Source organism: Catellatospora sp. NPDC049111, from assembly GCF_040648615.1.
Classification (GTDB): domain Bacteria; phylum Actinomycetota; class Actinomycetes; order Mycobacteriales; family Micromonosporaceae; genus Catellatospora; species Catellatospora aurea.
Map to the genome: position 1 here is coordinate 26,439 of NZ_JBEZEB010000032.1, position 25,867 is coordinate 52,305.

A 25,867-nucleotide genomic window follows, 5' to 3' on the forward strand; every position below is an offset into this window, starting at 1 on the left:
CGGGGCACAGCTGTCGGGCTCAGTTTACCGGCGACGTATCCCTAACATGGACAAAACGCCAAGGCGTGTACCCGGCTCGGCCGCCGGGGTGTGCTGGTCAGCGCTCGGCACCGCGCCGCGTCGTGTCGAGCAGCAGCACGACGAGCCCGGCGAGCGCGTCCGCGGTGTGCGCGGCCGGGCGCAGCGGCAGCACGATGTGGCTCACCACGAGGCGGATCACGGTCTCGGCGGCGAACGCCAGCTCCTCGGGCTCGACGCCGGGCGCGAACGCCGCGGCCCACTCCAGCAGCGGCACCGCCGCGGCCGCCAGGACCACGTCGGACCGTGTCGTCAGGTACGGCAGCAGCGGGTCCGCGCCGCCGCGGGAGCTGGTCAGGATGACGCGGACCAGCGGGTTCTCCGCGGCCTCGTCCAAAGCGAAGCGCACCGCCGCGGCGACCCCGGCCCGCACGTGCGACCCGTGTGCGAACAGGATCGCGCGCACACCGGCGATGAACTGCTCGATCTCGGCGTCGGCCAGCGCGTCGGCGAGCCCGGCCCGGCCGCCGTACTCGTTGTAGACGGTCTGCCTGCTCACCCCGGCCCGCTCGGCGACGCCCGCCATGCGCACCTCGGCCCAGCCCCGGGTGATGGTCAGCTCGCGGGCGGCGGCGACGATCGCCGCCCGGGTGGCGGCACGGTCGGGCCGCACGATCGGGAGCATCATCCCATGACTTTACAAAATACTCGTGATTGTCGACAGTCGATGAGCATGGGACTCTCGGCGTACACCCCTCATCGCGGAGGCGACCATGAGCGAAGCGACCTGGCGCGACCCCCGCCGCCTGCTGTGGCCGGCGGCCCTGCTCGTGCCGACACTGCCCTTCCAGGGCCTGGCCCTGGCGAGCGGCGGCCACGCCTGGGGCTGGTGGCTCACCCCCGCCGTCGTGTTCGGACTGATCCCGCTGGTCGACCTGCTCGTCGGCGACGATCGCGCGAACCCGCCCGAGGAGGCCACGGCCGCGCTGCAGCGCTCGCGCTACTACCGCGTGCTCACCTACCTCTACCTGCCCCTGCAGTACGCGGCGCTGGCCGCCTGCTGCGTCGTGTGGGCGCGCGGCGGGCTGAGCCCGTCCGCCGCGGTCGGGCTGGTGCTCAGCATCGGGATCGTCAACGGCATCGCCATCAACACCGCGCACGAACTGGGGCACAAGCGCGAGCGCCTGGAGCGGTGGCTGTCGAAGATCGCGCTGGCGCCGACCGGTTACGGGCACTTCTACGTCGAGCACAACCGGGGCCACCACGTGCGGGTGGCCACGCCGGAGGACCCGGCCAGCGCCCGGCTGGGGGAGGGCTTCTGGGCCTTCCTGCCGCGTGCAGTGCTGGGCAGCCTGCGCTCGGCCTGGCGGCTGGAGACCGCGCGCTTCCGGCTGCGCGGGCGTTCCCCGTGGACCTGGCGCAACGACGTGCTCAACGCGTGGGTCATGACGGTGGCGCTGTTCGCCGCGCTGACCGCCTGGTTCGGGCCGGTCGTGCTGCCGCTGCTGGCCGCGCAGGCGGTGGTCGGGTTCGCGCTGCTGGAGGTCGTGAACTACCTGGAGCACTACGGACTGGCCCGGCAGCAGCTCGCCACCGGCCGCTACGACAAGGTCGATCCGCGGCACAGCTGGAACAGCGACCGCATCGTCACCAACGTCTTCCTGTTCCAGTTGCAGCGGCACAGCGACCACCACGCCAACCCGCTGCGCCGCTACCAGGTGCTGCGCACCTTCGACAGCTCACCGCAGCTGCCCGCCGGGTACGCCACGATGATCGTGGCGGCGCTGCTGCCGCCGCTGTGGCGGCACATCATGGATCGGCGCGTGCTCGCCCACTACGACCAGGATCTGAGCGCCGCGAACGTGCACCCGCCGGCGCTGGCCCGGCTGCGCGCCCGGTATCCGCTGGTCGCGCCGCCGGCGGGGTGACCGCGAGACGTCGAAGGAGTTCGTGTCGTCATGGCATAGTTGCACGTAGTGTAATTTTGCGCACTGCGCAAAATCGTGCGAGGCTCCCTCGCATGAGCACCGTGTCACCACCGGAACGCATGAGCCACCGCGAGATCCTGGAGTCCCTGAGCGGGCTGCTGCTCGTGCTGTTCGTCGCCATGATCAGCTCAACCGTCGTGTCGACCGCACTGCCGCGGATCGTCGGCGAGCTGAACGGCACCCAGACGCAGTACACCTGGGTCGTCACCTCGACCCTGCTCGCCGCCACGGCCACCACCCCCGTCTGGGGCCGGCTGGCCGACATGTTCAGCAAGAAGCTCCTGGTCCAGATCGCCATCGGCATCTTCGTGGCGGGCTCGCTGCTCAGCGGCTTCGCCCAGGACACCGGTCAGATCATCGCCGCGCGCGCGTTCCAGGGCATCGGTGTCGGCGGCCTGCAGGCCCTGGTCCAGATCGTGATCGCGGCGATGATCCCGCCACGCGAGCGCGGCCGCTACAACGGCTACCTCGGCGGTGTCATGGCCGTGGCGACACTCGCCGGGCCGCTGCTCGGCGGCCTGATCGTGGACACCTCGTGGCTGGGCTGGCGCTGGTGCTTCTTCATCGGCGTGCCGATCGCCGTGCTCGCCTTCCTCCTGCTGCAGTTCACCCTGCACCTGCCGGAGGGCGCCCGCTCGAAGGGCAAGGTGGACTACCTCGGCGCCGGGCTCATCGCCGTCGGCGTGAGCACGCTGCTGATCTGGGTGTCGTTCGTCGGCGACTCGTTCGCGTGGCTGTCCTGGCAGACCGCCGCGATGGTGCTGTCGGCGCTGCTGGTCCTGGCCGTCGCCGTGCTGGTCGAACGCCGTGCCGAGCGGCCCGTCGTGCCGCTGGACGTGATCCGGCGGCGGGTGCCCGCCCTCGCCATCCTGGCCAGCCTCGCCGTGGGCATGGCGATGTTCGGCGGCGCGGTCTTCCTCGGCCAGTACTTCCAGGTCGGCCGCGGCTACACGCCCACCGAGGCGGGCCTGCTCACCATGCCGATGATGCTCGGCGTGCTGATCTCCTCGACGGTCACCGGCCGCATGGTCACCACCTCCGGCAAGGTCAAGCCGTACATCGTCACCGGTGCGATCGTGCTGGTCGTGGGCTTTTTCGGGCTGTCGTTCATCGACCACGACACGCCGCTGACGTTCGTCGGCGCGGGCATGCTGCTGGCCGGGGCCGGCGTCGGCATGACCATGCAGAACCTGGTGCTCGCGGTGCAGAACACCGCCGCGCTGAAGGACCTGGGCGCGGCGACCGGAGCGGTCACCTTCTTCCGCTCCCTCGGCGGCACCATCGGCGTGTCCGTGCTCGGCGCGATCCTCGCCGAGCGGGTCAAGTCGACCATCCTGTCCCACCTCGCGGCCGCGGGACTACCGGCCGGGGCGGGTGGCGGCTCGCTCAACCTCCAGGCCCTGCCGCCCGCGGCCCAAGCCGTCGTCCGCGAGGCGTACGGCGACGCCACCGGCCACATCTTCCTGGTGTCGGCGGCGATCGGGGTGGTCGGCGTGCTCGCCGCGCTGGCCCTGCCGAAGATCACCCTGCGGTCCAGCGTCGACCTGCCCGCACCCGCTCCCGAGCCTGAGCTGGTCGAGGCCTGACGTCCGCCGACGGCCGAGGAGGCGATGGTCATGCCCTGCGGTGCGCTGCTGGCCGGGGTGCTCGCCGTGCTGTCCTCGGCCGTCCTGGCAAGGTGCCGCAGGCGGCGACGTCCGGCGCCACCACCACCCCGTGCGGCCCCTGCCGCGTGCGTTCCGAGCCGAGGACCTGTCGGGCGTACGCCCCGACGCCGAACGCGACAGACCCGATCCGCCCGCCGCCCCCGCAACCGCAACGCCGCCGACGCGTACCCCTGACCGGCCTTCGTTCGCGCTGCAGTTTCAAGGAAAGTGCGTCAATGCCGACGCTGATTCGTGCAGTTTCCCCGAAACTGCACGAATCAGCGAGGGTTGGCCGGGCACGGGTGATACCGGGTGGTGGGGTGGGTGGGGGATCGGGCACACTCTCGCGGGTGAACTCCACCCCTGCCTGGGCTTACGCGGCTGGATGCCGTCGCGGGCGGTCCGTGCTCGAATCGGGCGCGGAGCGCTGAGATGGCGGTCGAGGTGGCGGTGCTGATCGGGTTGCAGGCCGCGGGCAAGAGCACGTTCTGCCGGACGGTGCTCGCCGACGGGCGTGCGGTGGTGAGCAAGGACGACTTCCGCAACGCCCGTTACCGGCAGCGACGTCAAATGCGGCTGGTCGGCGAGGCGCTGGCCGCCGGGCGCAGCGTCGTCGTCGACAACACGAATCCGTCCCCGGAGCAGTGGCAACCGCTGATCGACGCGGCTCGGGAGTACGGCGCGGGCGTCGTCGGCTACTGGTTCCCGCCCGATCCGGCCGGGTCGGCGGCCCGCAACGCCGCCCGCGATGACCGCACGCGGGTGCCGGATGCCGGGCTGCGCGCCGTGCTCCGCGAGCTGCGGCGGCCGAGCCTGGCGGACGGGTTCGACCGGCTGTATGCGGTGAGTTTCGACGGGGCGGGCGGGTTCCGCGTCGAGGTGCTGGAAGAGGAGCGGTGACCGTGGACGCGGACGAGTTCGAGGCCGCGCAGCGGGCGCGGGAGTACTTCCACGGGCTGACCCTGCTGCCCGGCGCGTGGACGGTGCTGCGGCTGGACGGCCGGGGTTTCTCGCGGTTCACCGAGCGGCACTTCGACAAGCCGTTCGACGAGCGCTTCGGCGAGCACATGGTGACCACGGCGACGGCGCTGCTGACCGAGCTGGGGGCGCGGTACGCGTACACCGAGAGCGACGAGATCTCCGTGCTGCTGCCACCCGGCTTCGACCTGTTCGGGCGCGGCGTGGAGAAGCTCGTCTCGATCTCGGCGGGTATCGCGAGCGCGACGTTCACGCATACCGCGGGCGTGCCGGCGCACTTCGACTCGCGGGTCTGGCTCGGCGTCTCCGTCGCCGACGTGGTCGACTACTTCTCGTGGCGGCAGTCCGACGCGGCCCGGTGCGCGCTCAACGGCTGGTGCTACTGGACGCTGCGCAAGGCCGGGCAGAGCCGCTCGCAGGCCACGCGCACCCTCGACGGCGCGACGACCTCGGGCAAGAACGAGCTGCTGTACCAGCACGGGATCAACTTCAACGAACTGCCCGCCTGGCAGCGCCGGGGGATCGGGCTGTGGTGGGAGGCGTTCGAGCGGGCCGGGCACGACCCCGTCCGCGGCGTCGACGTCACCGCCACCCGCCGCCGGGTCCACGTGGAGCGCGAGCTGCCCATGAAGGACGCGTACCGTGCCCTGATCCACCAGGTGGCCGACGCCTCCTAGTCCTCGGGCACGAAGACACCCCGGCCCGGCACTCCGATGACCACACCCTGCAGCCGCAGCACGCCGATGGCGCGCGTGATGGTGGAGAAGTGGACTGAGTACAGCGTCGCCAGTTCGTTGTAGGAGGGCAGTTGCTGGCCCGGCTGGTACTCGCCGGATTTGATGCGAGCAGCGAGTTCTACCGCGATCTTCAGATAGCTCATGGGCAACGGCATGGCGACACTCCCGGGTTGGCACCCTGCAGATTCAGGGAAGATGCAGCAAAGCCTGCGCTAATAAGTGCAGATTCCCCGAAAGTGCAGGCGAATCGCGACGGCCGAACGCTTGGTGCGGTGGGGGCCGAGTGGCGGTGATCCGGTTTCAGGGCAGGATGCCGTGGCGTAGCCACAGGGCGTAGAAGTGCTCGTCGTCCTCGATACGTCTGAGCATGTCGAGGCCCTGGGGCGAGGTCGCGGGTCGGTTGGAGATCAGCCGCGTGATGTCTTCGCCGGTGCCGGACAGCACGGCGAGCTCCAGCGCCCGGTAATGGTCCAGCCAGGCTTTCGCCCCGGGCAGGAAGTCGCGGGACAGCACCTCGCACAGTTTGGTGCCACAGGCTTCGGCGTCTTCGACGGCGCTGATGGACCATCGGTCATCTGATCCGATGTCCGGTTCGCCTGCGAGCTGTCGCGGGACCCGCAGGCGGGCCCACCACTGGGCGGTGGCGGCGGTGGCATGGGTGCGTATGCGGGGGTCGGCGTACTTGGCCTCGCGGAACAGCAGCCAGCGGCTCGTGGAGACGCCGACGTTGACGTAGAAGAGCGAGGCGTGCTGCCCGCTGCCGGTCGACCCCTGCACGTCCAGCAGCGTCGCGTCGCCCTCGGCGTCGAACCTGCGGAACGTGCCCGACGAGCGGGTGAACCCGTGCGCACGCAACAGCGGAACCAGCTGAGACTTGATCATGTTGAGGTATGCCTGGCGGACTGGTCGTTGCACCACGCCACGCTAAGGGCCAGGTCTGACGCTCACACTGTCGGCACGACTCGATCGAGGGCCTTGATCGCCGGGATGACGGATTCGCCGTACGCGGCCAGGGTGTGGTCCATGTCGTCGTGCTGGAGGTAGACGGCGAACTGGTCCACGCCCAGCTCCTTGAGCCGGGTGAGCTTGTCGATGTGGGCCTGCGCGGGGCCGAGCACGCAGAACCGGTCCACGATGTCGTCGGTGACGAACGCGGTGTGCGCGTTGTCGGCGCGGCCGTGCTCGGCGTAGTCGTAGCCCTGCCGGCCCTTGATGTACTCGGCGAGCGCGTGCGGCACCGCGCCGTGGTCGCCGTACCGGGCGACGATGTCGGCGATGTGGTTGCCGACCATGCCGCCGAACCAGCGCACCTGGTCGCGCTGGTGGGCCAGGTCGTCGCCGACGTACGCGGGCGCGGCGACGCAGATCTTGACCGTGGACGGGTCGCGCCCGGCCTGCTCGGCGGCCCGGCGTACGTGCTTGATCATCCATTCGGTGATGTCGAGGTCGGCCAGCTGCAGGATGAAGCCGTCGCCGACCTCGCCGGTCACCTTGATCGCCTTGGGGCCGTACGCGGCGACCCACACCTCCAGCGCCGACTCCTTGACCCACGGCAGCCGCATCTCGATGCCGCGGTGCGTCGCCTCACGCCCGTTGGCCAGGGCGCGGATCACGCCGACGGCTTCGCGCAGGTGCGCGATGTCGACTGGGGGCAGGCCGAGGGTGCGCCGGGCGGAGTCGCCGCGGCCGATGCCGCAGACGGTGCGGTTGCCGTACATCTCGTTGAGGGTGGCGAAGGTGCTGGCGGTGACGGTGACGTCGCGGGTGCCCGGGTTGGTGACCATCGGGCCGACGATGACCTTCTCGGTGGCGGCGAGGATGGCGCTGTAGATGACGTAGGGCTCCTGCCACAGCAGGTGCGAGTCGAACGACCACACGTGGCTGAACCCGGCGGCCTCGGCACGCTGCGACAGCTCCACGACCCGCCGTGCGGGCGGGTCCAGCTGGAACACGACCCCGATGTCCACTGTGCGCTTTCCTTTCGAGCTGACGTTCTGGCTGGTGAACGGGGGTGACGAGTTAGGAAGGGCACCTTCTTTAACGCGGAGCGTTAAGAAGGTGCCCTTCCTTTCAGAGCAGGTAGGTGGAGAGGCCGCGGGGGAGGTAGCGGCCGTGGCCTTTGTGGCCGTGGAAGGTGTTGTCCGCGACGAGGATGGTGCCGCGGGAGATGACGGTGTCGACCTTGCCGGCGATCTCGTAGCCCTCGTAGGCGGAGTGGTCCATGTTCATGTGGTGGGTGTCGACGCTGATGCGGGTGCGGCCGTTCGGGTCGTAGACGACGATGTCGGCGTCGGAGCCGGGGGCCAGGACGCCCTTGCGGGGGTACAGGCCGAACATGCGGGCCGGGGTCGTGGCCAGGGTTTCGACCCAGCGGGCCAGGGAGAGTTTGCCGTCGACGACGCCCTGGTAGAGGAGGTCGACGCGGTGTTCGACGCCGCCGATGCCGTTGGGGATCTTCGAGAAGTCACCGAGACCCAGTTCCTTCTGCTCCCGGAAGCAGAAGGGGCAGTGGTCGGTGGAGACCACGGCGAGGTCGTTGGTACGCAGGCCGCGCCAGAGGTCGCGCTGGTGGGGCTCGTGCTTGGAGCGCAGGGGCGTGGAGCAGACCCACTTGGCGCCTTCGAAGCCTGGTGCGCCGAGTTGGTCTTCGAGGGTGAGGTAGAGGTATTGGGGGCAGGTCTCGGCGAAGACGTTGCGGCCGGTGTCGCGGGCTGCGGCGACGGCTTCGAGGGCCTGGGACGCGGACAGGTGCACGATGTAGAGGGGGGTGTCGCCGGCGACCTGGGCCAGGGAGATGGCGCGGCGGGTGGCTTCGGCTTCCAGCTCAGCCGGGCGGGTGAGGCCGTGGTTGATGGGGTCGGTCTCGCCTCGGGACAGCGCTTGGCCGATGAGGACGTCGATGGCGATGCCGTTCTCGGCGTGCATCATGATCATGGAGCCGTTGTCGCGGGCTTTCTGCATGGCGCGCAGGATCTGGCCGTCGTCGCTGTAGAACACGCCGGGGTATGCCATGAACAGCTTGAAGCTGCTGATGCCCTCGGCGTCGACGAGGGAGTCCATCGCTTTCAACGACTCGTCGTCGACCCCACCGATGATCATGTGGAAGCCGTAGTCGATGTGGCAGTTGCCGTCGGCCTTGGCGTGCCAGGCGGCCAGGCCGTCCGGGATCCGCTCGCCCGTGCGCTGCACGGCGAAGTCGACGATCGTGGTGGTGCCGCCGAAGGCCGCCGCGCGGGTGCCGGTCTCGAACGTGTCCGAGGCGGACGTCCCGCCGAACGGCAGCTGCATGTGGGTGTGCACGTCGACCGCGCCGGGGATGACGTACTTGCCGCTCGCGTCCACCACCTGCGCGCCCTCGACGGGCGGGGTGCTGTCGGGCGAGAACAGCCCGGCGATCTTCTCGCCCTCGACCAGCACGTCGGCGGGATGCGCGCCGGTCGCGGTCACGACCGTGCCGCCCTTGATCAGCAGGTACACGCCGCGCCTCCTCAGGCTTGGGTCAGCGGGCCGTAGGCGTCGGGCCGGCGGTCCCGGTAGAACTGCCACCGGTCGCGCACCGTGTCCAGCAGGTCCAGGTTCAGGTCCCGGACCAGCAGTTCCGGCTGGTGCGCGTCGCCCGTGTCGCCGACGAACTTGCCCTCGGGGTCGACGAAGTACGAGGTGCCGTAGAAGTCGTCGTCGCCCAGATCCTCGATACCGACCCGGTTGATCGCCCCGATGAAGTACTCGTTGGCCACCGCCGACGCGGGCTGCTCCAGCTGCCACAGGTACGACGACAGCCCACGGCTGGTCGCCGACGGGTTGAACACGATCTGCGCCCCGTTGAGCCCCAGCGCCCGCCAGCCCTCCGGGAAGTGCCGGTCGTAGCAGATGTACACCCCGACCTTGCCGACCGCGGTGTCGAACACGGGATAGCCGAGGTTGCCCGGCCGGAAGTAGAACTTCTCCCAGAACCCCTTCACCTGCGGGATGTGGGTCTTGCGGTACTTGCCCAGGTAGCTCCCGTCCGCGTCGACCACCGCCGCCGTGTTGTACAGCACGCCCGGCTGCTCCTGCTCGTACATCGGCAGCACCATCACCATGCCCAGCTCCCTGGCGAGGGCCTGGAACCGCTCCGTCGTCGGACCCGGAATCGACTCGGCGTAGGAGTAGTACTGCGCGTCCTGCACCTGGCAGAAATACGGCCCGTAGAACAGCTCCTGGAAACAGATCACCTTCGCGCCCTGTGCGGCGGCCTGCCGCGCATACTCCTCATGCGCCTTGATCATCGATTCCTTGTTACCCGTCCAGGTCGTCTGGACCAGCGCGGCACGGATCACGCGCGACATGCGGCACCTCCTGCGAGCCTGTTGAGCCGGTACTCCAGGTAACCAGGCGAACTGCGCCGGTGTGCCCCGACGTGCCGGATGAACCATCATATTCTCGGCGAATGCCCCGAAGGCCGACGGGCCCCGGGCTGCGGCGGTGTGCGAAAGCGCAGGTGGGGGCAGAGGGGGCAGCGGAGAGTGACGCCGTCCGGAAGAATGGCCGCCCATGACCAGAGAAGGCTCATCACTGCCGGAGTGGATGCGCAAGGACGCCGAACCCGTGCGCACCACCCTGTACTGGCGCGTCACCCAGTGGTTCAGCCGCAGTCCCTGGTTCGGCGGCGCATGGCGGGCGGTGCGCGACCGGCCCCGCCTGTCGCGGCGCTTCCCCCGGACGTACGCCGTCCTGGCCTGGCTGTTCGCCGTCGCGATCGCGTTCTTCCTCGGTTACAAGATCATCGAGTACTACAACCTCATCATGGCCGGAAAGGTGTAGCCCTGGCCGCACGGGCGATCGGCCCAACGGAGTATTGCCATATGTCTCTATGGCGCTGGACACTCGTGCATCGTCGAGCGCCAGAAGGGGCAGCCATGAGTGATCCCGCGCAGACAGCAGACAGCGACTCCGCACGACTCGCCGAACTCGGCTACAAGCAGGAACTGCACCGTGGGTGGAGCGGCTTCTCCAACTTCGCCATCTCGTTCTCGATCATCTCGATCCTGGCCGGCTGCTTCACCACGTTCGGCCAGGCCTGGATGAACGGCGGCCCGATCGCCATCTCCTGGGGCTGGCCGATCATCTCCGCGTTCATCCTGATCATCGGGCTGTGCCTGTCGGAGCTGGTCTCGGCGTATCCGACCGCGGGCGGCATCTACTGGTGGGCCGCGAAGCTCGGGCGGCCGGTGCACGGCTGGTTCACCGGCTGGTTCAACCTGATCGGCCTGGTCGCGGTGACCGCGTCGGTCGACTACGGCTGCGCGACCTTCCTCAACCTGGTGCTGGCCAACACCGTGCCGGGCTGGGCGGGCACCTTCACCCAGGCGTTCTACCTGTTCCTGGGCATCCTGGTGCTGCACGCTCTGATCAACATCTTCGGAGCGCGGATCATCAACCGGCTGCAGGACATCTCGGTCTGGTGGCACGTGTTCGGCGCGGCCGTCATCGTGGCGATCCTGATCGTGGTGCCGACCAGCCACCAGAGCCCGTCGTTCGTGTTCACCGAGACGATCAACGGCAACGGCTTCAACGGCGGCAGCACCTCGGGCCTGGGCTTCTGGCTGTATGTGCTGCCCCTGGGCGGCCTGCTGACGCAGTACACCATCACCGGGTTCGACGCCTGCGCGCACGTGGCGGAGGAGACCCGCGGGGCGGCGCTCAACGCGGCCAAGGCGCTGTGGCGGTCCATCTTCTACTCCGCGATCGGCGGCTGGATCCTGCTGCTGGCTCTGCTGTTCGCGGTCAACGACGCGGGCGCGGTCACCGAGGGCTACGGCTTCGTGGGGGTGCTGCTGCAGGGCGCGCTGTCCTCGGGCTTCTTCAAGGTCGTGATCATCATCTCCGTGGTCGGCCAGTTCTTCTGCGGCATGAGCTGCGTGACCTCCATGTCGCGGATGATGTACGCGTTCAGCCGGGACGGCGCGGTGCCCGGCTGGCGGCTGTGGACCCGGCTGGACCGCAACGGCACCCCGGTCTGGGCCGTCGTCGCCGGGTGTATCGCGGGCGGGCTGCTCACCCTGCCCGCGCTGTACCAGAAGAACGGCGCGCCGATCGCCTTCTACGCGGTCGTCTCCGTCGCCGTGATCGGCCTCTACCTGGCCTTCCTCATCCCGATCATGCTCCGGCTGAAGGCCGGCGACAGCTTCGAGCCGGGCCCGTGGACCCTCGGCAAGCGCTACAAGGTGCTGGGCTGGATCGCGTCCATCGAGATCATCGTGATCTCGGTGTACTTCATCCTGCCGACCGTTCCGGCCGGGGTGCCGTTCAGCGACGAGTTCGACTGGTCCGCGGTGAACTACGCGCCGATCGCAGTCGGTACGGTGATGCTGCTGATCGGGGTGTGGTGGATCGTCTCCGCACGGAAGTGGTTCACCGGACCCCGGCGTACTGTGGATCTCCCCGCCGGGGTCGCGACCGCCGACGCCCCGGTGGCGGTGCTGGACTGAGCGCCGGGCCGCGCGGTGACCGGACGGTTGCCGCGCGGCCCGGACCTGGCCGGACGCCGCACGGGGAATCACCGTCGGGCGGTGGCTGAAGAAGGTGGAATGAGGCGTGGCTAGGCGAGACGACCCGCCCGCCCGCGCGCACGGCGAGGAGCTGGCCGCGGAGTGGGTGACGTTCCGCGACCTGCTCGTGGCGGGCCGGTCGGCTGAGGCCATCGCGCTCGCCGACCGCATCGCCGCCGAGTCGGGCGATCCGCTGCGGGTCGCCCAGGCCCTCATCGAGAAGGTCGCGGGCCTGCTCAACCAGGGCGGCGCCGCGCGCCCCGCACCGCTGCTGGACCGGATCGGCGAGCTGCTGCGGCAGGCGGGCCACCATCCGCGGCTCAGCGGCGAATACCACGTGCTCGCCGCGTACGCGGCGTTCGCGGACGGGTCGATGAGCACCGCGGTCAGCAACCTGGTGCAGGCCGAACGGATGCTGCGCGGCATGACCGAGGCCAACCAGGCCGCGGTGAGCACCTGGCACGACATGTCGGTGACGTACTCGGCGATGGGCTTCCACGCCAAGGCGGTCGAGGCCATGCGGGCGGGACGGCGCGTGTGCGTGGCCGCGGGCATCGCCGAGGCCGACTGCGCCTGCCTGGAGACGCTGGTGCGCTCGGCCGTCGCGCGCGACCACCAGGGCATGTCCGACGACTGCGTACGCGACCTGTGGGAAGTGGTGACCTTCGGCCGGGCGGCCGAGCCGGACCTGACCGTGTCCGACCGGACCTATCTGCGGTATGCCGCGGCCCGGCTCGCCGTGTTCGGCCACCGCCCCGCCGGCGAGCCCGCGCCCGGCGGGACCACACCGGACAGCCCCGACCGGTCGTTCTCGCAGGTCGTGTACCTGACCGCGGTGTGCGAGGCGATCGCGGCGGACCGGCCCGACGAGGCGTTGCGCCTGCTCGGGGAGCCCGCGGCGAGCGGCACCTGGCTCGGCGAGGCCGAGCCGCACCGGCTGCGCTCGATCGCGCTGTCGCGCATCGGCGACCACGCGGGCGCGGTGGAGGCCGAACGGGCCATGGTGCGGATCATCACCCGCGACGACGGCACGCTGCGCGACCGGTACATCGACAGCGTCAACGCCCGCCTCGACCAGGACCGGTTGCGGCAGATCGCGCAGGAGCACGCCGACGCGGCGATGAGCGACCCGCTGACCGGCCTGCCCAACCGGCGGCGCATCAAGGCGTTCGCCGCCGAACTGGCCGGGCGCGGCGCGGACGCGGCGGTGGGCCTGATCGACCTGGACGGTTTCAAGGCCGTCAACGACACCCACGGGCACAACTCGGGCGACCTGGTGCTGCAGCGTATCGCCGGGCTGCTCGCGCAGAGCGTGCGCGGCCAGGATCTGCCCGCCCGGTTCGGCGGGGACGAGTTCATGGTCATCCTGCCGGAGACCGGGCTCGCCGAGGCCCGCGAGGTCGGCGGGCGCATCATCGCCGCGGTGGTGGGCGAGGACTGGGAGGCGCTGGTGCCCGGGACCCCGGTGGGCATGAGCATGGGCTGGGCGGCGCTGCCCGCTGGCGGTGACCTCGACGCCGTGGTGCGGGCCGCCGACGAGGAGCTCTACCGCGAGAAACGCGCCCTGCGTTTGGCGTGACGAGCCTGTTTCTCGTAGACGTTGGCCTATCTCATCGAGTTTTCGGGGCTCGGAGTCGATGTGATAGGCCAACGTCTACGTAAGGCGGGGTGGTGCGGGCCCCGGAGGTCGGGGATCGGCCGGTCGGTGGAGGGGTCAGCGGACTGTCGTGCCGCGCGGGGTGCTCTCGCGGTGGGTGCGGTCCAGCGCGGTCACGTAGTAGGTGACCTGGCCGACCGGCGGCGGCGCGGCGTCGGTGAACGTGGTGCCGCCGCGTACGGTGGCGAGCAGGTTGCGCCCTGCCTCGACCCCGCAGCCCGCGCCGTCGGCCCGGTAGACGGCGTAGTACGCCGGTGCCGTGCCGCCGGCGGCGGTCCAGGTCAGGCGCACGCCACCGGAGACCCGCGCGGCGGTGAGCGAGCCCGGTGCGGCCGGTGCGGTGCCGGCGGCCATCGGTGCGACGGGGACCAGTGCGGGGTGGGCGTGGAAGTCCTCGCGCAGCCGGTCGGCGAAGCCGAGCGGGTTGGCCAGCAGTTCGTCGATGGAGAAGTAGACGTCCCCGGCGACCTCGGGGTGCTGCCGGTTGAGCAGCAGGTGGTCGGGCATCTCGGCGGCGTCACCCCAGTTCGGGTCGGCGTCGGCGCCGATGCGGTAGGCGGCCTGGCCGATGTAGAGCTGCACCCGGGTGCCCGCGACGGCCTGCGACCACCACGGCACCAGCACGTCGTATGGCGCGGCCGGGAAGCCGATCGTCCAGTAGAGCTGCGGCGCGACGTAGTCGATCCACTCCTGCTTCACCCACTTGCGGGTGTCGGCGTAGATGGCGTCGTAGGACTGCAGCCCGCTGGTGGCCGAGCCGAGCGGGTCGGTGCTCTGGTTGCGCCAGATGCCGAACGGTGAGATCCCGAAGCGCACATGCGGCTTGGCCTGCTTGATCCGGGCGGCCATGGTCTGCACGAAGTCGTCGACGTTACCGCGCCGCCAGTCGCCGAGCGTCGCGCCGCCTCCGTACGCGGTGAACTCGGCGGCGTCGTCGAAGGTCTGCCCGGCCACGGGGTAGGGGTAGAAGTAGTCGTCGAAGTGCACGCCGTCGAGGTCGTAGCGGGTGACGGCGTCCATGATGGCGTCGGCGCTGTGCTCGCGGGCGGCGGGCACGCCGGGGTTGTAGTAGAGGCGGCCGTCGTACGTCTCGACCCAGTTCGGGTGCTGCCGAGCCGGATGGGTCGCCACGAGCTGGTTCACGTTCGGCTGCATGGACACCCGGAACGGGTTGAACCAGGCGTGCAGTTCCAGGTTGCGGGCGTGTGCCTCGGCCACCGCGAAGGCGAGCGGGTCGTAGCCGGGGTTGCCGCCCTGGGCGCCGGTCAGGTACTGCGACCACGGCTCGTACGGCGACGGCCAGAACGCGTCGGCGGTCGGCCGGACCTGCAGGAACACCGCGTTGAAGCGCAGTCCCACGGCTCGGTCCAGCAGCGAGCGCAGCTCGGCCTGCTGTTGGGCGGCGCTCAGCCCGGTGGCCGACGGCCAGTTGATGTTCACCACCGAGGCGATCCACAACCCGCGCAGTGCGCGTTTGGGGGCTTCGCCGAGGGGGCAGCCGTCGGCGGCGGTCGCCGCGGCGGCGGGTGCGGGCTCGTCGGCCGGGGGAGCCGGCTGCCCGCATCCCGTGGCGGTCAGCGCGGCGGCGGTCAGCAGCGTCATGATGATGCGTCCGGTGCGCACGCCGTCTCCTGTCGATCTCTCCGAGGGCCCGGCCGGGCTGTGTCGGAAAGTTTCGCAGGCAGATTCTGCTTCGTAAAGATTAACCGATCTTTCGCTGTCGATCCGTGACACGGCCGTGCGACACGGTGCTCATCGGCGCAGTTGGGGTGCGCATGCGTGTTACATTCCCCGGGTTATAACCTCGTCCTCCCGTATATCCGAAGCGCCCGCGAAACGACCCGGGCGCTGTCCGCATTGGTGCGGTGCGGGAGGCGAAGAGTCCACACGAAGTGGACTCGCAGTCTCACCAAGGAGTATCTGACATGGCTGTCGGCACCGTGAAGTGGTTCAACGCGGAAAAGGGCTTCGGCTTCATCACCCCGGACGGCGGCGGAGCGGACGTGTTCGCGCACTTCTCCGCGATCCAGTCCAACGGCTACCGGAGCCTCGACGAGAACCAGCGGGTCGAGTTCGAGATCACCCAGGGCCAGAAGGGCCCGCAGGCGGCCAACATCCGCAAGCTCTGAGATAACGGCGGGTACGCGGTGAGCGGAACACGCGCACCGCGTACCCGTGATCGTCGTCGCCGAACTGCGGTTAATTTGGTGGCATGGCACGGCTGACCTATGACTGGTACTGCGACGAGGTGTCCGCCCAGACCGCGCTGCTGCGCGAGGTGCTGCCGGGCGACGACCTGAGCGCGAAGGTGCCGACCTGCCCGCAGTGGACACTGGCCGACCTGGTCCGGCACGTCGGCGGCAACGTGCACATGACCGACGCCGCGGTGCGCGGCGAGCCCGGTCCGCGACCCGCGATCGGCGACCCCGCCCGGGCCGGGGTGCCCGACACCGACGACCCGGACACGCTGACCGCCTGGATGCAGGACGGGGCGGACGCGTACGCCCGGACCCTGCGCGAACGCGACGCGCAGGACGTGGCCGAGATCTTCGGCATGCCGCGGACGCTGACGTTCTGGGCCCGCCGGGCCGCGTGCGACATCCTGGTGCACCGCGCGGACGCGGCGCTGACCACCGGCGCGGGCTACACCATCGCCCCCGACCTGGCCGCCGACGCCCTCGACGAGCTGCTGGAGCTGGCCGTCGACCCGCGACTGGGCACGCGGGTGTTCAAGAAGCTGCCCGAGCTGTTCGGTCCGGCACGGTCGATCCACCTGCACGCCACCGACACCGTCGAGGGACTCGACGCGGAGTGGCTGATCGAGCTCGGCCCCGACGGTGTGACCTGGCGGCACGGCCACGAGAAGGCCGACGTGGCGCTGCAGGCGCCGCTGACCGAGCTGCTGCTGATCCTCTACCGGCGGCTGCCGCTCGACTTCGCCCAGGTCCACGTGCGCGGCGACCGCGCGCTGCTCGAAGGCTGGCTGGACCGCGTCTCCATGGGCTAACAGGTGGAGTGCAGCAGCGCGCCCACTCGTACGCCCGCGTCGGCCAGCAGGTTGTAGACGCGGACCGCCTCCCGGGTCTCGGCGATGTGCACGTCGACGCCGCGCTCGGCCAGGTAGTCCTCGGTCTCCGGCATCACCTCCAGCATCAGTTGCTGGCCCTGCGACAGCACCACCGTGGTCGCCCCCGCCGCGAGCAGCGGCTCGACGTCGGCGGGCTGGATGCCGGGGGAGTGCCGGGTGCCGGTGACCCGCCAGTCCCACTCGCCGCCGCCGCCCGGATAGAGCACGGCGTCCTTGACCTCGCCCATGCCCTCGATCTCGATCTCGCCCCACGCCAGGGACAGCACCTTCGGCGATCTCCGCTCGTCCACGTCCGGCATTGTGGCACGATGCACCCGCCCGCCGTACCCGCAGAAAGGCCGCCAGGTGACCGAGCAGACCGCCGCCGCGCCTCCCCGCCTGGACTTGGAGCTGTCCGGGCACGTCGCGACGATCCGGTTCGTCAACCCGGCGCGGCGCAACGCGATGACCAACGACATGTGGGCCCGGCTGCCCGAGCTGCTCGACGAACTCGCCGGCGACCCTGACGTCCGCGTGCTCGTGCTGACCGGCGCGGGCGGCACGTTCTGCGCCGGGGCCGACATCACCGAGGTGGACCGGCTGATCGCCGACGGGGACCGCAGCCTGGCGGTGCTGGCCGAGGAGCGGCTGGCCCGGTTTCCGAAACCGACGCTGGCCGCGATCGTGGGTGACTGCGTGGGCGGCGGCTGCCAGCTCGCGGTGGCCTGCGACCTGCGCTTCGCCGCCGAGGGCAGCCGCTTCGGGGTCACCCCGGCCCGGCTGGGCATCGTGTATCCCGCGCCGACGACCCGGCGGCTGGTGGCGCTGATCGGCCCGTCGGCGGCCAAGCACCTGCTCTACTCCGCCGAGCTGATCGACGCCGAGCGTGCGCTGCGGGTGGGCCTGGTGGACGAGCTGCACCCCGCCGACCGGCTCGCCGAGCGGGTCGCGGCGTTCGCCGCGACGCTGGCGTCCCGGTCGTTGCTGACCCAGGTCGCGGCGAAGGAGATCGTGACGATGGCCGGTGACGGCCACCATGACGACACCCGGGTGTCCTACTGGCACCGCCAGATGGCCGAGTCGGGCGAGGCCGCCGAGGGCATCACCGCGTTCGTGGAGCGCCGCCGCCCCGACTTCCGCTGGTCCCCGCACTGACCCCGCCCATGGTCGTCCGACTTGCCAGGCACCTGTGCGTATCTTGAGTCCGAATACGCCCAGGTGCCTGGCAAGTCGACGGATCTTGAGGCCTCAGCGCCCGGCGGTGGCCGGGGAGTGCGTGCGGCCGCGCCCGGCGAGCACCACGATGGCGACCAGCGCGGCCATCAGTACGGCGATCACCTGGATCGGCGCGGGAGTGAACGGGGCCAGGAGCACGAGCACGACGGTGCCGGGAAATGCGTACACCACCAGGCCGCGGTGGTGCGGGCAGATCTGCAGCAGCCACAGGCTGACCAGATACACCGCGACCGGAACGGCGACGGCATAGGCCGCGACCACTCCCGACACGTGCGCGGTGTGGGTGTCGTAGTCGGCCGCGACGGCCAGCCCCGCGCCGACAGCGGCGGCCGAGGCCAGGATGAAGTAGTGGCCGTATCCCCACTGGAAGGCCCGCTTGAACGAGGTCAGCAGGTCGTGCGCCGGGCGGTCGAAGTAGAGCCACCACATCGCGAACACGATGACCAGCCCGGCCGCGGCCAGCCAGATCAGCGCGGTGGTGTAGCCGGTGCCGGACGCGGACTCGATGGCCACCGTCGCGGCCAGCACGGACTCGCCGAGCACGATCAGCGTGAACAGGCTGTAGCGCTCGGCGATGTGGTGCGGGTGCCACCGGGTCGGTCTGCCGCGCTCGGCCCACAGCGGCACCAGCAGCTCGCACACCACCAGCACGAAGAACGAGATCAGGCCCCACTCGGGCGGCAGCAGCAGCCGCAGCACCCAGCCGGCCTGGACGACCAGGATGCCGACGGCGAACCGCGTCGCGGTCGCGCGGCGGGGCGGGTCGTCGCGCCGCACCCGCAGCCACTGGGTGACCATGGCCAGGCGCATCACCACGTAGCCGAGGGTGATGAGCTTCCAGTCGGCGTGCTCGAAGGCGCGGGGCACACCCGCGGCCAGGATCAGCGCGCCCGCGATCTGCACCAGGGTGGTCAGCCGGTAGGCGACGTCGTCGTTGTCGTACGCGGAGGCGAACCAGCTGAAGTTGACCCACGCCCACCAGATAGCGAAGAACACCAGCAGGAAGCCGAGCACGCCCTGCCCGAGGTGGTTCTCGGCGACCGCGTGGTGCAGCTCGTTGGCGGCCTGGGCGACGGCGACCACGAAACACAGGTCGAAGAACAACTCCAGCGGGGTGGCGGCCCGGTGCGGCTCGTCGGGCGAGCGCGAGGTCAGCGGTCGGTACAGCGGGCTGCGGGTCGCGTCGGCCATGCTCGCAGGCTACCGCCGGTGGATCATCCGGTGTGGGCGGGACGGGCGAAGCCCTCGGGGCCCGGCGGATTGCGGCGCCGGGCCCCGGTCCACACCGGAGGGGTGATGCCTATCGCATAGACATCAAAAGATGGAAGCGCTCCCATCATGGCGTACGCACACGGAGCCGTCAAGGCCCGGATCGGCTTGCGGCCGTGGTGATCAGGCGAGTTTCGGCTGGCCGTGGCGGGTCAGCACGGTGGCGGTGAGCACGGACAGGGCCGCGAAGCCGAACATGGCCGCCGCCATCGGCATGCCGCTGGACGCGCCGAGCGCGGCCACGATCGGGCCCGCGATCGCACCGATCACCGACTGCACCGCGCCCATCAGCGCGGCGGCGGTGCCCGCCATCTGCGCGTGGCCGTCCAGCGCGAGCGCGGTGCTGTTCGGGGCGACCATGCCCAGGCTGGCGATGTAGACGAACAGCATGGCGACCACGATGGTCAGGCTGTGCAGGCCCGCGCCGCCGATCATGAGGATCCCGGCGGCGACCGCCCCGGCCAGCGCCGCGAACAGCAGCGCCCGCGGCGTGCGCCGGCCGACGAGGCGGGCGTTGAGCTGCCCGACCGCGACCAGGCCGAGCGCGTTCAGCCCGAAGATCAGCCCGTACGCCTGCGCGGAGACGCCGTACACCTCCTGCAGCACGAACGAGCCGCTGGACAGGTAGGCGAACATCCCGGCGAAGGTCAGCCCCTGCGCGGCGGTGTACCCCCAGAACCGGCGGTCGGCGGCCAGCACCTTGAAGCCGCTGCCGACCTCGGCCAGTCCACCGGTCCGGCGGCGCTCGGCGGGCAGCGTCTCGGGCAGGAACCGCCACCCGACCACCACCATCACCAGCCCGTACAGGGCGAGCAGCGCGAACACGCCGCGCCAGCTGGTGAACTCCAGCACGGCCGCGCCGATGGTGGGCGCGATCACCGGTGCGACGCCGAACACCAGGGTGAGCCGGGAGAAGAAGCGCGACGCCTCGGCGCCGGAGTACAGGTCGCGCACGACCGCGCGGGAGATCGCGATGCCGATGCCGCCCGCGAAGCCCTGGACCAGCCGCAGCGCGGTCATCACCTCGATGGTCGGGGCGAGGGTGATCAGCAGGGAGGACACGAAGAACAGCACGGTGCCCGCGATGATCGGCCTGCGCCGGCCCCAGCGGTCCGACAGCGGCCCCATGACGAACTGGCCCAGCGCGATGCCGATCAGCGCCACGGTGAGCGTGAGCTGCACGGCGGCGGGGGACACGCGCAGGTCGGCGGCGATGGTGGGGAAGGCGGGCAGGTACATGTCGAACGACAGCGCGCCGAAGGCGGACATGCTGCCGAGGACCAGGATCAGGGTGCGTCGCCGGGCCGGTGCGGGGGTCACGGTCCTTACCCAACCATCCCGGGCCGCAGTGCCGGGAGCTTTGTGACCGCGATCATGACGCGGTTGCCGCGACGGCCCGCTCGCCGTTCACCAGCCCGGCTTCGTCCTCCAGGTAACGGGGTCGGGCCGCGGCCAGGCCCGCGAACGCCTGTACGACCGCGGCGGCGACGAGGAAGCCGAGCGGCAGCTGCCAGCCGCCGGTCAGCTCGTGCAGCACACCGACCAGCAGTGGGCCGAGTGCGGCGATCAGGTAACCGGTGCTCTGCGCGAACGCCGACAGCGCCACCACGCCCTCGCCGGTGCGCGCCCGCATCCCGATCATCGCCAGAGCGAGGGGGAACGCGGCCTGGCCGAGCGCGAGCAGGGCCACCCAGGCGATCGCGCCCGCGTGCGGGGCCAGTGCCAGGCCGAGGTAGGAGGCGATCATCGCGGCGGACATCAGCAGCACCAGCGGCCGCAGGTCCCGCAGCCGGCCGGCCAGCGTCGGCATGAGCAGCGCGAACGGCACCCCGATCGCGGTCACGCCGGCCAGCAGCAGCCCTGCGTCGGTGGGCGTGAACGCCGCGTCGCGGAACATCTTCGCCAGCCAGCCCATGGTGGCGTACCCGGACAGCGACTGCGCGCCGAAGTAGATCGCCATCGCCCAGCCCAACCGGGTCTGTGCGGGCCGGACCCGGGTACGGGTCGCCTGCGCCGTGCCCGCCGACCCGGGCGTACGCCGCAGGGCGGGGCCCAGCCAGGGCAGGACCGCCACGGCGGCCAGCAGCGCCCAGACGCCGAGCCCGGCGCGCCAGTCTCCGACGGCGTGCGCGATCGGCACGGAGGCCGCCGACGCGGTGGTGGTGCCGAGGATCAGCGTCATCGAGTAGACGCCGGTCATCAGCCCCGCCCGGTGCGGGAAGTGCTCCTTGACCAGCACGGGCAGCAGCACGTTGGCGATGGCGATGCCGGCCAGCGCGATCGCGCTGGTGAGCACGAACGTCCACGGCGAGCCGCTGACCGCCCGCAGCAACTGGCCCACGGCCAGCAGGCCCATCGCGCCGACCAGGATGCGGGCCGGGGACATGCGCCGGGCCAGCCACGGCGTGAACGCGCCGAAGGCCGCGAAGGCCAGGGCGGGCAGCGTGGTGATGACACCGGCGACGGTGCCGGACAGGTGCAGGCCCGTGGTCACCTCGTCGAGCAGCGCACCGAGGCTGGTGATGGCGGCGCGCAGGTTGAGCGCGACGAGCAGGATGCCGACCAGGATCAGCGCCGCGGAGCGCGGTGCCGGTACGGCCGGTGTCGGCCGGGTCACAGCAGGTGCGATCATCGGCGACACGATCGGCGGCGTTTCGACGGCGGTGACTGGCGGTGGCATACCTCCGATCGTAGAATCATGGGATGAATTTCGGACCGGAGATGTAAGCAATGACACTGCGCACCCCCTCCCGCCAGACCCTGGTGCCCCAGGTCATCGAGCAGCTGCGTACGCAGGTCGCGACCGGCGAATGGCCCGTCGGCAGCCGCATCCCCACCGAACCCGACCTGGTCGCGGCGCTGGGCGTGGGCCGCAACACGGTCCGCGAGGCGGTGCGCGCCCTGGTGCACGCCGGCGTCCTGGAGTGCCGGCAGGGCTCCGGCACCTACGTCACCGCCACCCACGAGCTCACCGGCGTGGTCGCCCGCAGGCTGGCCGCCGCCGAGGTCGCCGAGGCCGTCGAGGTCCGCCGTGCCTTCGAGGTGGAGGCGGCGCGGCTCGCCGCGGTCCGGCGCACGCCCGCCGACCTGGAGAAGATGGACGCGCTGCTGGCCCGGCGCGAGCAGCTGTGGCGCGACGGCGACGCGGCGGCGTTCGTGGCCACCGACGCCGACCTGCACGTCGCGATCGTCGCGGCCGCGCACAACGCCATGCTCGCCGAGCTCTACGCCTCGTTCGGCGGCGCGCTGCGGGCCAGCCTCAGCCAGCAGATCGGCGAGACCCTCACCCCCGACAAGTACGTCGCCCACGACGACCTCGTCGAGGCCATCCGCGCCGCCGACCCCGACCGCGCCGCCCGCGCCGCCGGTGCCTTCCTCGAGGCCGCATAGCTTGCTTGTCGTCGGGCAGAGCCGTGCGCGCCGCGGACGAGCGCTGGCCGATTTGCAGACGATCGCCGAGGAGGGCGGATTCGACTTCGAGCGGTTGTCGAAGCTCGACCAGTGAGAATTACAGGCCGGCGAGGGAGGCCAGGACGGCTGCTTCGGCCATGGCGCGGTGGCTGGGCTGGTTGCCTCGGGACACCCACCACAGCGAGTCCTCGACCCGGCGGGCCGTGGCCCAGGCCGCCAGCCGCGCCGGGTCCTCGCCGGTGACCTCGCCGAAGATCGCGAACCGCCGCCGCAGCACGGCGGCGGGGTCCGGGTGCCGGAACGGGTCGTCGATCTGCTCGACGAGCTTCCACGGGTCGTAGCCCGGGTCGCCGTACATCGGCTTGGGGTCGATGACCAGCCACGGCTCGCGCTGACCGGCCAGGATGTTGCCGGGATTGATGTCGCCGTGCACCAGCACCCGCCGCAGCGCCGTGGTGGGCAGCTCGCGCAGCAGCCGGATGCCGTGCGCCACCAGCCCGGGATCGAAGCCGGGGCGCAGCCGCTCCATGCGCTGCTCGACCAGCCCGGCCCAGCGGGCGGTCACGTGGCTCAGCAGGTCGAACCCGCTCGCGTCGCCGACCGGCGCCGACCACAGCCGGGCCAGCAGCCGCGCCGCGACGAGCAGCCGCTCCTCGGCGGGCAGCCAGTCGCGGTCACCGAGCGTCGTGCCGGGGTCCACCCGTTCCAGCAGCATCGCGTGCCGTACGGAGTCGTGCGCGTGCAGGGTGACCACGCCGTGGCCCTGCCACACGCGCAGCGCGGCGGCCTCGCCCATCATCTCCGGATGCGGCCAGCTGATCTTCAGAACGGCCGCGCGGCCGTCGGGGAGTTCCGCGGGCGCGACCCAGGAGCAGGAGCCACCGGTCCAGGGCGCGCCCAGCCGCAGTGACCAGGCTTCGCGCAGTTCGCTGATCAGTGCCGGCAGGGAGTCCAGCCAGGCCCGGCCCTCGGCCAGGTCGCCGATCGACGCGACGACGCCCAGGGTCGGGGGCACCAGCAGTTGCGGCTCCGTCACGCGGTGAGACTACCGGCGCTGCCTACCATCGCGATGTGGACGTTCGGACAGAGTTGCAGCTCGCGGCGATCGCGGAGATCATGGCCCGCCTCGACCGGCAAGGCATCGCGGTATGGCTGCGCGGCGGCTGGGCGATGGACTTCCAGCTCGGCCGGATCACCCGCCCGCATGCCGACGTCGACTGGTTCTGCTGGGCCGTCGACGCCGACCGGCTGACGGTTGTGCTGGTGGAGCTGGGTTTCGAGGAGTACGGCGAGCACGACCGGCGGCTGCAGCGCGACTTCCTGCGCGACGGCGTCGACCTCGGCGTGGCCCTGCTCGGCCGGGATGCCGAAGGCCACGCGGTGGTGCCGGCGGGTCCGCACGCGGGCGAGCGCTGGCCGGCGGGCATGCTCGACGGCCCACCCGGTCACCTCGGCGGCCTGACCTGCCCCATAGTCAGCCCGCAGGCACAGATCGAGATCAAACAGATGATGCCGGTATGGGTGCCCGGCCTGCCCCGCCGCGACAAGGACCGCGCCGACATCGAGCTGCTGACCGCGGCGCTCACCGGCCGAAACCCGTTTGCCGGGTCCGGCGCGACCGCGCAGGATCACTGGCATGCTGACTGAGGTAACCCGGTACTACCAGCGCGGCGGCGAGACCCGCCGCCTCGACGCGGGGTCCGGGCGCTGGGAGTTCCTGCGCACCTGGGACCTGCTCGCCAGGCTGCTGCCGCCCGGCCCGCTGGCCGTGCTCGACGTCGGCGGGGCCACCGGCGTGTACGCGGGCCCGCTGGCCGCGGCCGGACACGCCGTGCACGTCGTCGATCCGTTGCCCGAGCACGTGGCGGCGGCGTCGGCGCTGCCCGGGGTGACCGCGGCCGTGGGCGACGCCCGCCGGCTCGACGAGCCCGACGCGAGCCGGGACGTGGTGCTGCTGTTCGGTCCGCTGTACCACCTGATCGACCGGGCCGACCGGATCGCGGCCTGGCGCGAGGCCGGCCGCGTGGTGCGCCCCGGCGGGCTGGTGCTCGCGGCGACGATCAGCCGGTACGCCTCGCTGCTCGACGGTTTCGCCAAGGGCCACCTCGACGACCCGGTGTTCGCCGGGATGGTGGAAGGCGCCCTCGCCACCGGCGTGCACCGCAACCCTGACGCGGTGCCGAACTGGTTCACCACCGCGTACTTTCACCGGCCGGACGAACTGCCGGTCGAGGTGGCCGAGGCCGGGCTGGAACTGGAGCGGATCGCCGCGATCGAGGGTCCGCTGTGGATGATGGCGCGGCTGCCGGAGATCCTCGCCGACGAGCAGCGGACCGCGCAGGCGCTGGCGGTGATGCGCGAGCTCGAAGGCGTACGCGAGCTGTGGGGCGCGGGCTCGCACCTGCTCACGGTCGCCCGCCGCCCGGCCTGACGGGGGTGGACACACGTCCGGGTCGGGGCCGGCGGGCTGGCCGCTGGTCCCGACCCGGTGGCAGGTCTGCGGTGAAGTCCCGGCGCGAGCGCTGTTCAGCGGCCGCGCCGGGCTCCGGTCACGCCTGGAGCGTGGCGCTGAGCGTGATCTCGGCGCCGGGCGACAGCAGGCGGGAGATCGGGCAGCCGGCCTTGGCGGCCTCGGCGAGCTTCTGGAACTGCGCCTCGTCGATGCCGGGCACGTCGCCGGTGGTGACCAGGTCGATCCGGGTCACCGTCATGCCGGCGTCGGTCTTGTCCAGGTGGACGTTGGCGTTGGTCACCACGGCGTTGGGCGGGAAGCCCGCGTCCGACAGCTGCTTGGAGAACGCCATGGAGAAGCAGCCGGAGTGCGCGGCGGCGATGAGCTCCTCGGGGTTGGTGCCCTCACCCTCCTCGAAACGGGACTTGAACGAATAGTTGCCCTGCAGGCCACCCTTGCCGGTCGCGATGGTGCCGGACCCCTCGGTGAGCGTTCCCTGCCAGCGGGCTGTTGCGGTGCGAATAGGCATGGGCCCGACGCTAGCTCACGCGGGCGCGGCGTGCCCGCGAATGGCCCCCAATATGAGACGCACGTTTGCGGGCGTGTCGCCCGCACAGGTGTCCACGAGCAGGCGCGGCTGCCGCCACGAGGTGAACTCCCGCGCCCGCACCTCGTCCCAGCTGGGCTGGAACGCCTGGTCGTGCTCGGGAATCCGGGCCTGCACCCGGCGGCGGTGCTCGGCCTCATCGCCGCACACCACTTCGATGGCGTGCATCACGGCGCCGTGCCGCGCGGCGAGTCCGCGCCACCCAGCACGCCGAGCCGGGGCGCTGAAACGCCGGGGCAAACCTGACGGGAAGTGTCAGGATATGCCGCGA

General features: G+C 71.2%; 27 protein-coding genes. 13 read left to right on the forward strand and 14 right to left on the reverse strand.

Annotated features, from left to right (window positions below):
- Positions 1–97: 97 nt before the first annotated feature.
- On the reverse strand, positions 98–706 hold the full coding sequence (locus AB0B66_RS31340; RefSeq protein WP_360536753.1) for a TetR family transcriptional regulator: 609 nt from the start codon (positions 704–706) through the stop codon (positions 98–100).
- 85 nt (positions 707–791) lie between these two features.
- On the opposite strand from AB0B66_RS31340, the gene AB0B66_RS31345 reads away from it, so the two are divergent.
- The 4 genes from AB0B66_RS31345 to AB0B66_RS31360 all read left to right on the forward strand — a co-directional run bounded on the left by AB0B66_RS31345 (position 792) and on the right by AB0B66_RS31360 (position 5,307).
- Positions 792–1,946 (forward strand): alkane 1-monooxygenase, encoded by a 1,155-nt coding sequence (locus AB0B66_RS31345; RefSeq protein WP_360536755.1) that lies wholly within the window; start codon positions 792–794, stop codon positions 1,944–1,946.
- Positions 1,947–2,038: 92 nt separating this feature from the next.
- Positions 2,039–3,592 carry an MDR family MFS transporter gene (locus AB0B66_RS31350; RefSeq protein ID WP_360536757.1) on the forward strand — a complete coding sequence of 518 codons (1,554 nt, stop codon included), beginning with the start codon at positions 2,039–2,041 and terminating at the stop codon, positions 3,590–3,592.
- Between the two features lie 492 nt (positions 3,593–4,084).
- A complete protein-coding gene (locus AB0B66_RS31355) occupies positions 4,085–4,552 on the forward strand; it encodes an ATP-binding protein (protein ID WP_360536759.1) in 468 nt (155 codons plus the stop codon).
- On the forward strand, positions 4,549–5,307 hold the full coding sequence (locus tag AB0B66_RS31360; RefSeq protein WP_360536761.1) for a tRNA(His) guanylyltransferase Thg1 family protein: 759 nt from the start codon (positions 4,549–4,551) through the stop codon (positions 5,305–5,307). Before AB0B66_RS31355 ends, AB0B66_RS31360 begins: the two co-directional genes overlap by 4 nt.
- Here AB0B66_RS31360 and AB0B66_RS31365 read toward each other — a convergent pair.
- The 5 genes from AB0B66_RS31365 to AB0B66_RS31385 form a co-directional block, all read right to left on the reverse strand.
- Positions 5,304–5,522 (reverse strand): winged helix-turn-helix domain-containing protein, encoded by a 219-nt coding sequence (locus AB0B66_RS31365; protein WP_360536763.1) that lies wholly within the window; start codon positions 5,520–5,522, stop codon positions 5,304–5,306. The two genes, AB0B66_RS31360 and AB0B66_RS31365, sit on opposite strands and share 4 nt — an antisense overlap.
- A gap of 145 nt (positions 5,523–5,667) precedes the next feature.
- Positions 5,668–6,282 (reverse strand): DUF4304 domain-containing protein, encoded by a 615-nt coding sequence (locus AB0B66_RS31370; protein WP_360536765.1) that lies wholly within the window; start codon positions 6,280–6,282, stop codon positions 5,668–5,670.
- 29 nt (positions 6,283–6,311) lie between these two features.
- Positions 6,312–7,334, reverse strand: a complete 1,023-nt coding sequence (locus AB0B66_RS31375) for a TIGR03842 family LLM class F420-dependent oxidoreductase (RefSeq protein ID WP_360536767.1) — start codon at positions 7,332–7,334, stop codon at positions 6,312–6,314.
- Between the two features lie 103 nt (positions 7,335–7,437).
- The gene (gene hydA, locus AB0B66_RS31380; protein WP_360536769.1) at positions 7,438–8,844 is read right to left on the reverse strand and encodes a dihydropyrimidinase; all 1,407 of its coding nucleotides are present in this window, start codon (positions 8,842–8,844) and stop codon (positions 7,438–7,440) included.
- Positions 8,845–8,855: 11 nt separating this feature from the next.
- On the reverse strand, positions 8,856–9,695 hold the full coding sequence (locus tag AB0B66_RS31385; RefSeq protein ID WP_360536771.1) for a nitrilase-related carbon-nitrogen hydrolase: 840 nt from the start codon (positions 9,693–9,695) through the stop codon (positions 8,856–8,858).
- Positions 9,696–9,900: 205 nt separating this feature from the next.
- Between AB0B66_RS31385 and AB0B66_RS31390 the strand changes: the two genes are divergently transcribed.
- From AB0B66_RS31390 to AB0B66_RS31400, 3 genes are all read left to right on the forward strand, one after another.
- Positions 9,901–10,170, forward strand: a complete 270-nt coding sequence (locus tag AB0B66_RS31390) for a hypothetical protein (RefSeq protein WP_360536773.1) — start codon at positions 9,901–9,903, stop codon at positions 10,168–10,170.
- 95 nt (positions 10,171–10,265) lie between these two features.
- Positions 10,266–11,837 (forward strand): amino acid permease, encoded by a 1,572-nt coding sequence (locus tag AB0B66_RS31395; protein WP_360536775.1) that lies wholly within the window; start codon positions 10,266–10,268, stop codon positions 11,835–11,837.
- A gap of 106 nt (positions 11,838–11,943) precedes the next feature.
- A complete protein-coding gene (locus AB0B66_RS31400) occupies positions 11,944–13,476 on the forward strand; it encodes a GGDEF domain-containing protein (protein ID WP_360536777.1) in 1,533 nt (510 codons plus the stop codon).
- A 135-nt stretch (positions 13,477–13,611) separates the two neighbouring features.
- Here AB0B66_RS31400 and AB0B66_RS31405 read toward each other — a convergent pair whose 3' ends face one another.
- Complete coding sequence (locus tag AB0B66_RS31405; RefSeq protein WP_360536779.1) at positions 13,612–15,177, reverse strand: family 10 glycosylhydrolase; 1,566 nt, start codon at positions 15,175–15,177, stop codon at positions 13,612–13,614.
- A 302-nt stretch (positions 15,178–15,479) separates the two neighbouring features.
- Here AB0B66_RS31405 and AB0B66_RS31410 point away from each other — a divergent pair, with 302 nt between their 5' ends.
- Both AB0B66_RS31410 and AB0B66_RS31415 read left to right on the forward strand, forming a co-directional pair.
- Positions 15,480–15,683, forward strand: a complete 204-nt coding sequence (locus AB0B66_RS31410; protein WP_360536781.1) for a cold-shock protein — start codon at positions 15,480–15,482, stop codon at positions 15,681–15,683.
- Between the two features lie 83 nt (positions 15,684–15,766).
- Positions 15,767–16,561, forward strand: a complete 795-nt coding sequence (locus AB0B66_RS31415) for a maleylpyruvate isomerase family mycothiol-dependent enzyme (protein WP_360536783.1) — start codon at positions 15,767–15,769, stop codon at positions 16,559–16,561.
- Here AB0B66_RS31415 and AB0B66_RS31420 read toward each other — a convergent pair.
- A complete protein-coding gene (locus AB0B66_RS31420) occupies positions 16,558–16,932 on the reverse strand; it encodes an Mth938-like domain-containing protein (protein ID WP_360536785.1) in 375 nt (124 codons plus the stop codon). The genes AB0B66_RS31415 and AB0B66_RS31420 overlap by 4 nt on opposite strands.
- A gap of 55 nt (positions 16,933–16,987) precedes the next feature.
- Between AB0B66_RS31420 and AB0B66_RS31425 the strand changes: the two genes are divergently transcribed.
- Complete coding sequence (locus AB0B66_RS31425) at positions 16,988–17,776, forward strand: enoyl-CoA hydratase/isomerase family protein (RefSeq protein ID WP_360536787.1); 789 nt, start codon at positions 16,988–16,990, stop codon at positions 17,774–17,776.
- A 93-nt stretch (positions 17,777–17,869) separates the two neighbouring features.
- Here the strand turns inward: AB0B66_RS31425 and AB0B66_RS31430 are convergent, their stop codons facing one another.
- The 3 genes from AB0B66_RS31430 to AB0B66_RS31440 form a co-directional block, all read right to left on the reverse strand.
- Positions 17,870–19,048: a low temperature requirement protein A gene (locus tag AB0B66_RS31430; protein WP_360536789.1), complete on the reverse strand. Its 1,179-nt coding sequence runs from the start codon at positions 19,046–19,048 to the stop codon at positions 17,870–17,872.
- A 201-nt stretch (positions 19,049–19,249) separates the two neighbouring features.
- Positions 19,250–20,446, reverse strand: coding sequence for a multidrug effflux MFS transporter (locus tag AB0B66_RS31435; protein WP_360536791.1), 1,197 nt, complete (start codon positions 20,444–20,446; stop codon positions 19,250–19,252).
- Positions 20,447–20,498: 52 nt separating this feature from the next.
- Positions 20,499–21,758: an MFS transporter gene (locus AB0B66_RS31440; RefSeq protein ID WP_360536882.1), complete on the reverse strand. Its 1,260-nt coding sequence runs from the start codon at positions 21,756–21,758 to the stop codon at positions 20,499–20,501.
- 98 nt (positions 21,759–21,856) lie between these two features.
- On the opposite strand from AB0B66_RS31440, the gene AB0B66_RS31445 reads away from it, so the two are divergent.
- Complete coding sequence (locus tag AB0B66_RS31445; RefSeq protein WP_360536793.1) at positions 21,857–22,516, forward strand: FCD domain-containing protein; 660 nt, start codon at positions 21,857–21,859, stop codon at positions 22,514–22,516.
- A gap of 118 nt (positions 22,517–22,634) precedes the next feature.
- Here AB0B66_RS31445 and AB0B66_RS31450 read toward each other — a convergent pair whose 3' ends face one another.
- Entirely contained in the window at positions 22,635–23,573 is a 939-nt protein-coding gene (locus AB0B66_RS31450) for an aminoglycoside phosphotransferase family protein (protein ID WP_360536795.1), read from the reverse strand.
- Between the two features lie 35 nt (positions 23,574–23,608).
- On the opposite strand from AB0B66_RS31450, the gene AB0B66_RS31455 reads away from it, so the two are divergent.
- Both AB0B66_RS31455 and AB0B66_RS31460 read left to right on the forward strand, forming a co-directional pair.
- On the forward strand, positions 23,609–24,184 hold the full coding sequence (locus tag AB0B66_RS31455) for an aminoglycoside adenylyltransferase (RefSeq protein ID WP_360536797.1): 576 nt from the start codon (positions 23,609–23,611) through the stop codon (positions 24,182–24,184).
- Positions 24,174–24,968 (forward strand): methyltransferase domain-containing protein, encoded by a 795-nt coding sequence (locus tag AB0B66_RS31460; RefSeq protein WP_360536799.1) that lies wholly within the window; start codon positions 24,174–24,176, stop codon positions 24,966–24,968. Before AB0B66_RS31455 ends, AB0B66_RS31460 begins: the two co-directional genes overlap by 11 nt.
- A gap of 118 nt (positions 24,969–25,086) precedes the next feature.
- Here AB0B66_RS31460 and AB0B66_RS31465 read toward each other — a convergent pair whose 3' ends face one another.
- Together AB0B66_RS31465 and AB0B66_RS31470 are read right to left on the reverse strand one after the other, a co-directional pair.
- Positions 25,087–25,518 (reverse strand): OsmC family protein, encoded by a 432-nt coding sequence (locus AB0B66_RS31465; RefSeq protein ID WP_203698443.1) that lies wholly within the window; start codon positions 25,516–25,518, stop codon positions 25,087–25,089.
- A 15-nt stretch (positions 25,519–25,533) separates the two neighbouring features.
- On the reverse strand, positions 25,534–25,764 hold the full coding sequence (locus AB0B66_RS31470; RefSeq protein WP_360536802.1) for a hypothetical protein: 231 nt from the start codon (positions 25,762–25,764) through the stop codon (positions 25,534–25,536).
- Positions 25,765–25,867: the final 103 nt, after the last annotated feature.

Bases quoted from the DNA above. Each gene is read 5' to 3' on its own strand.
- AB0B66_RS31340 (WP_360536753.1), bottom strand. From the start codon at position 706: ATGATGCTCCCGATCGTGCGGCCCGACCGTGCCGCCACCCGGGCGGCG.
- AB0B66_RS31345 (WP_360536755.1), top strand. From the start codon at position 792: ATGAGCGAAGCGACCTGGCGCGACCCCCGCCGCCTGCTGTGGCCGGCG.
- AB0B66_RS31350 (WP_360536757.1), top strand. From the start codon at position 2,039: ATGAGCACCGTGTCACCACCGGAACGCATGAGCCACCGCGAGATCCTG.
- AB0B66_RS31355 (WP_360536759.1), top strand. From the start codon at position 4,085: ATGGCGGTCGAGGTGGCGGTGCTGATCGGGTTGCAGGCCGCGGGCAAG.
- AB0B66_RS31365 (WP_360536763.1), bottom strand. From the start codon at position 5,522: ATGCCGTTGCCCATGAGCTATCTGAAGATCGCGGTAGAACTCGCTGCT.
- AB0B66_RS31385 (WP_360536771.1), bottom strand. From the start codon at position 9,695: ATGTCGCGCGTGATCCGTGCCGCGCTGGTCCAGACGACCTGGACGGGT.
- AB0B66_RS31390 (WP_360536773.1), top strand. From the start codon at position 9,901: ATGACCAGAGAAGGCTCATCACTGCCGGAGTGGATGCGCAAGGACGCC.
- AB0B66_RS31395 (WP_360536775.1), top strand. From the start codon at position 10,266: ATGAGTGATCCCGCGCAGACAGCAGACAGCGACTCCGCACGACTCGCC.
- AB0B66_RS31410 (WP_360536781.1), top strand. From the start codon at position 15,480: ATGGCTGTCGGCACCGTGAAGTGGTTCAACGCGGAAAAGGGCTTCGGC.
- AB0B66_RS31415 (WP_360536783.1), top strand. From the start codon at position 15,767: ATGGCACGGCTGACCTATGACTGGTACTGCGACGAGGTGTCCGCCCAG.
- AB0B66_RS31430 (WP_360536789.1), bottom strand. From the start codon at position 19,048: ATGGCCGACGCGACCCGCAGCCCGCTGTACCGACCGCTGACCTCGCGC.
- AB0B66_RS31440 (WP_360536882.1), bottom strand. From the start codon at position 21,758: ATGATCGCACCTGCTGTGACCCGGCCGACACCGGCCGTACCGGCACCG.
- AB0B66_RS31445 (WP_360536793.1), top strand. From the start codon at position 21,857: ATGACACTGCGCACCCCCTCCCGCCAGACCCTGGTGCCCCAGGTCATC.
- AB0B66_RS31460 (WP_360536799.1), top strand. From the start codon at position 24,174: ATGCTGACTGAGGTAACCCGGTACTACCAGCGCGGCGGCGAGACCCGC.
- AB0B66_RS31465 (WP_203698443.1), bottom strand. From the start codon at position 25,518: ATGCCTATTCGCACCGCAACAGCCCGCTGGCAGGGAACGCTCACCGAG.
- AB0B66_RS31470 (WP_360536802.1), bottom strand. From the start codon at position 25,764: ATGCACGCCATCGAAGTGGTGTGCGGCGATGAGGCCGAGCACCGCCGC.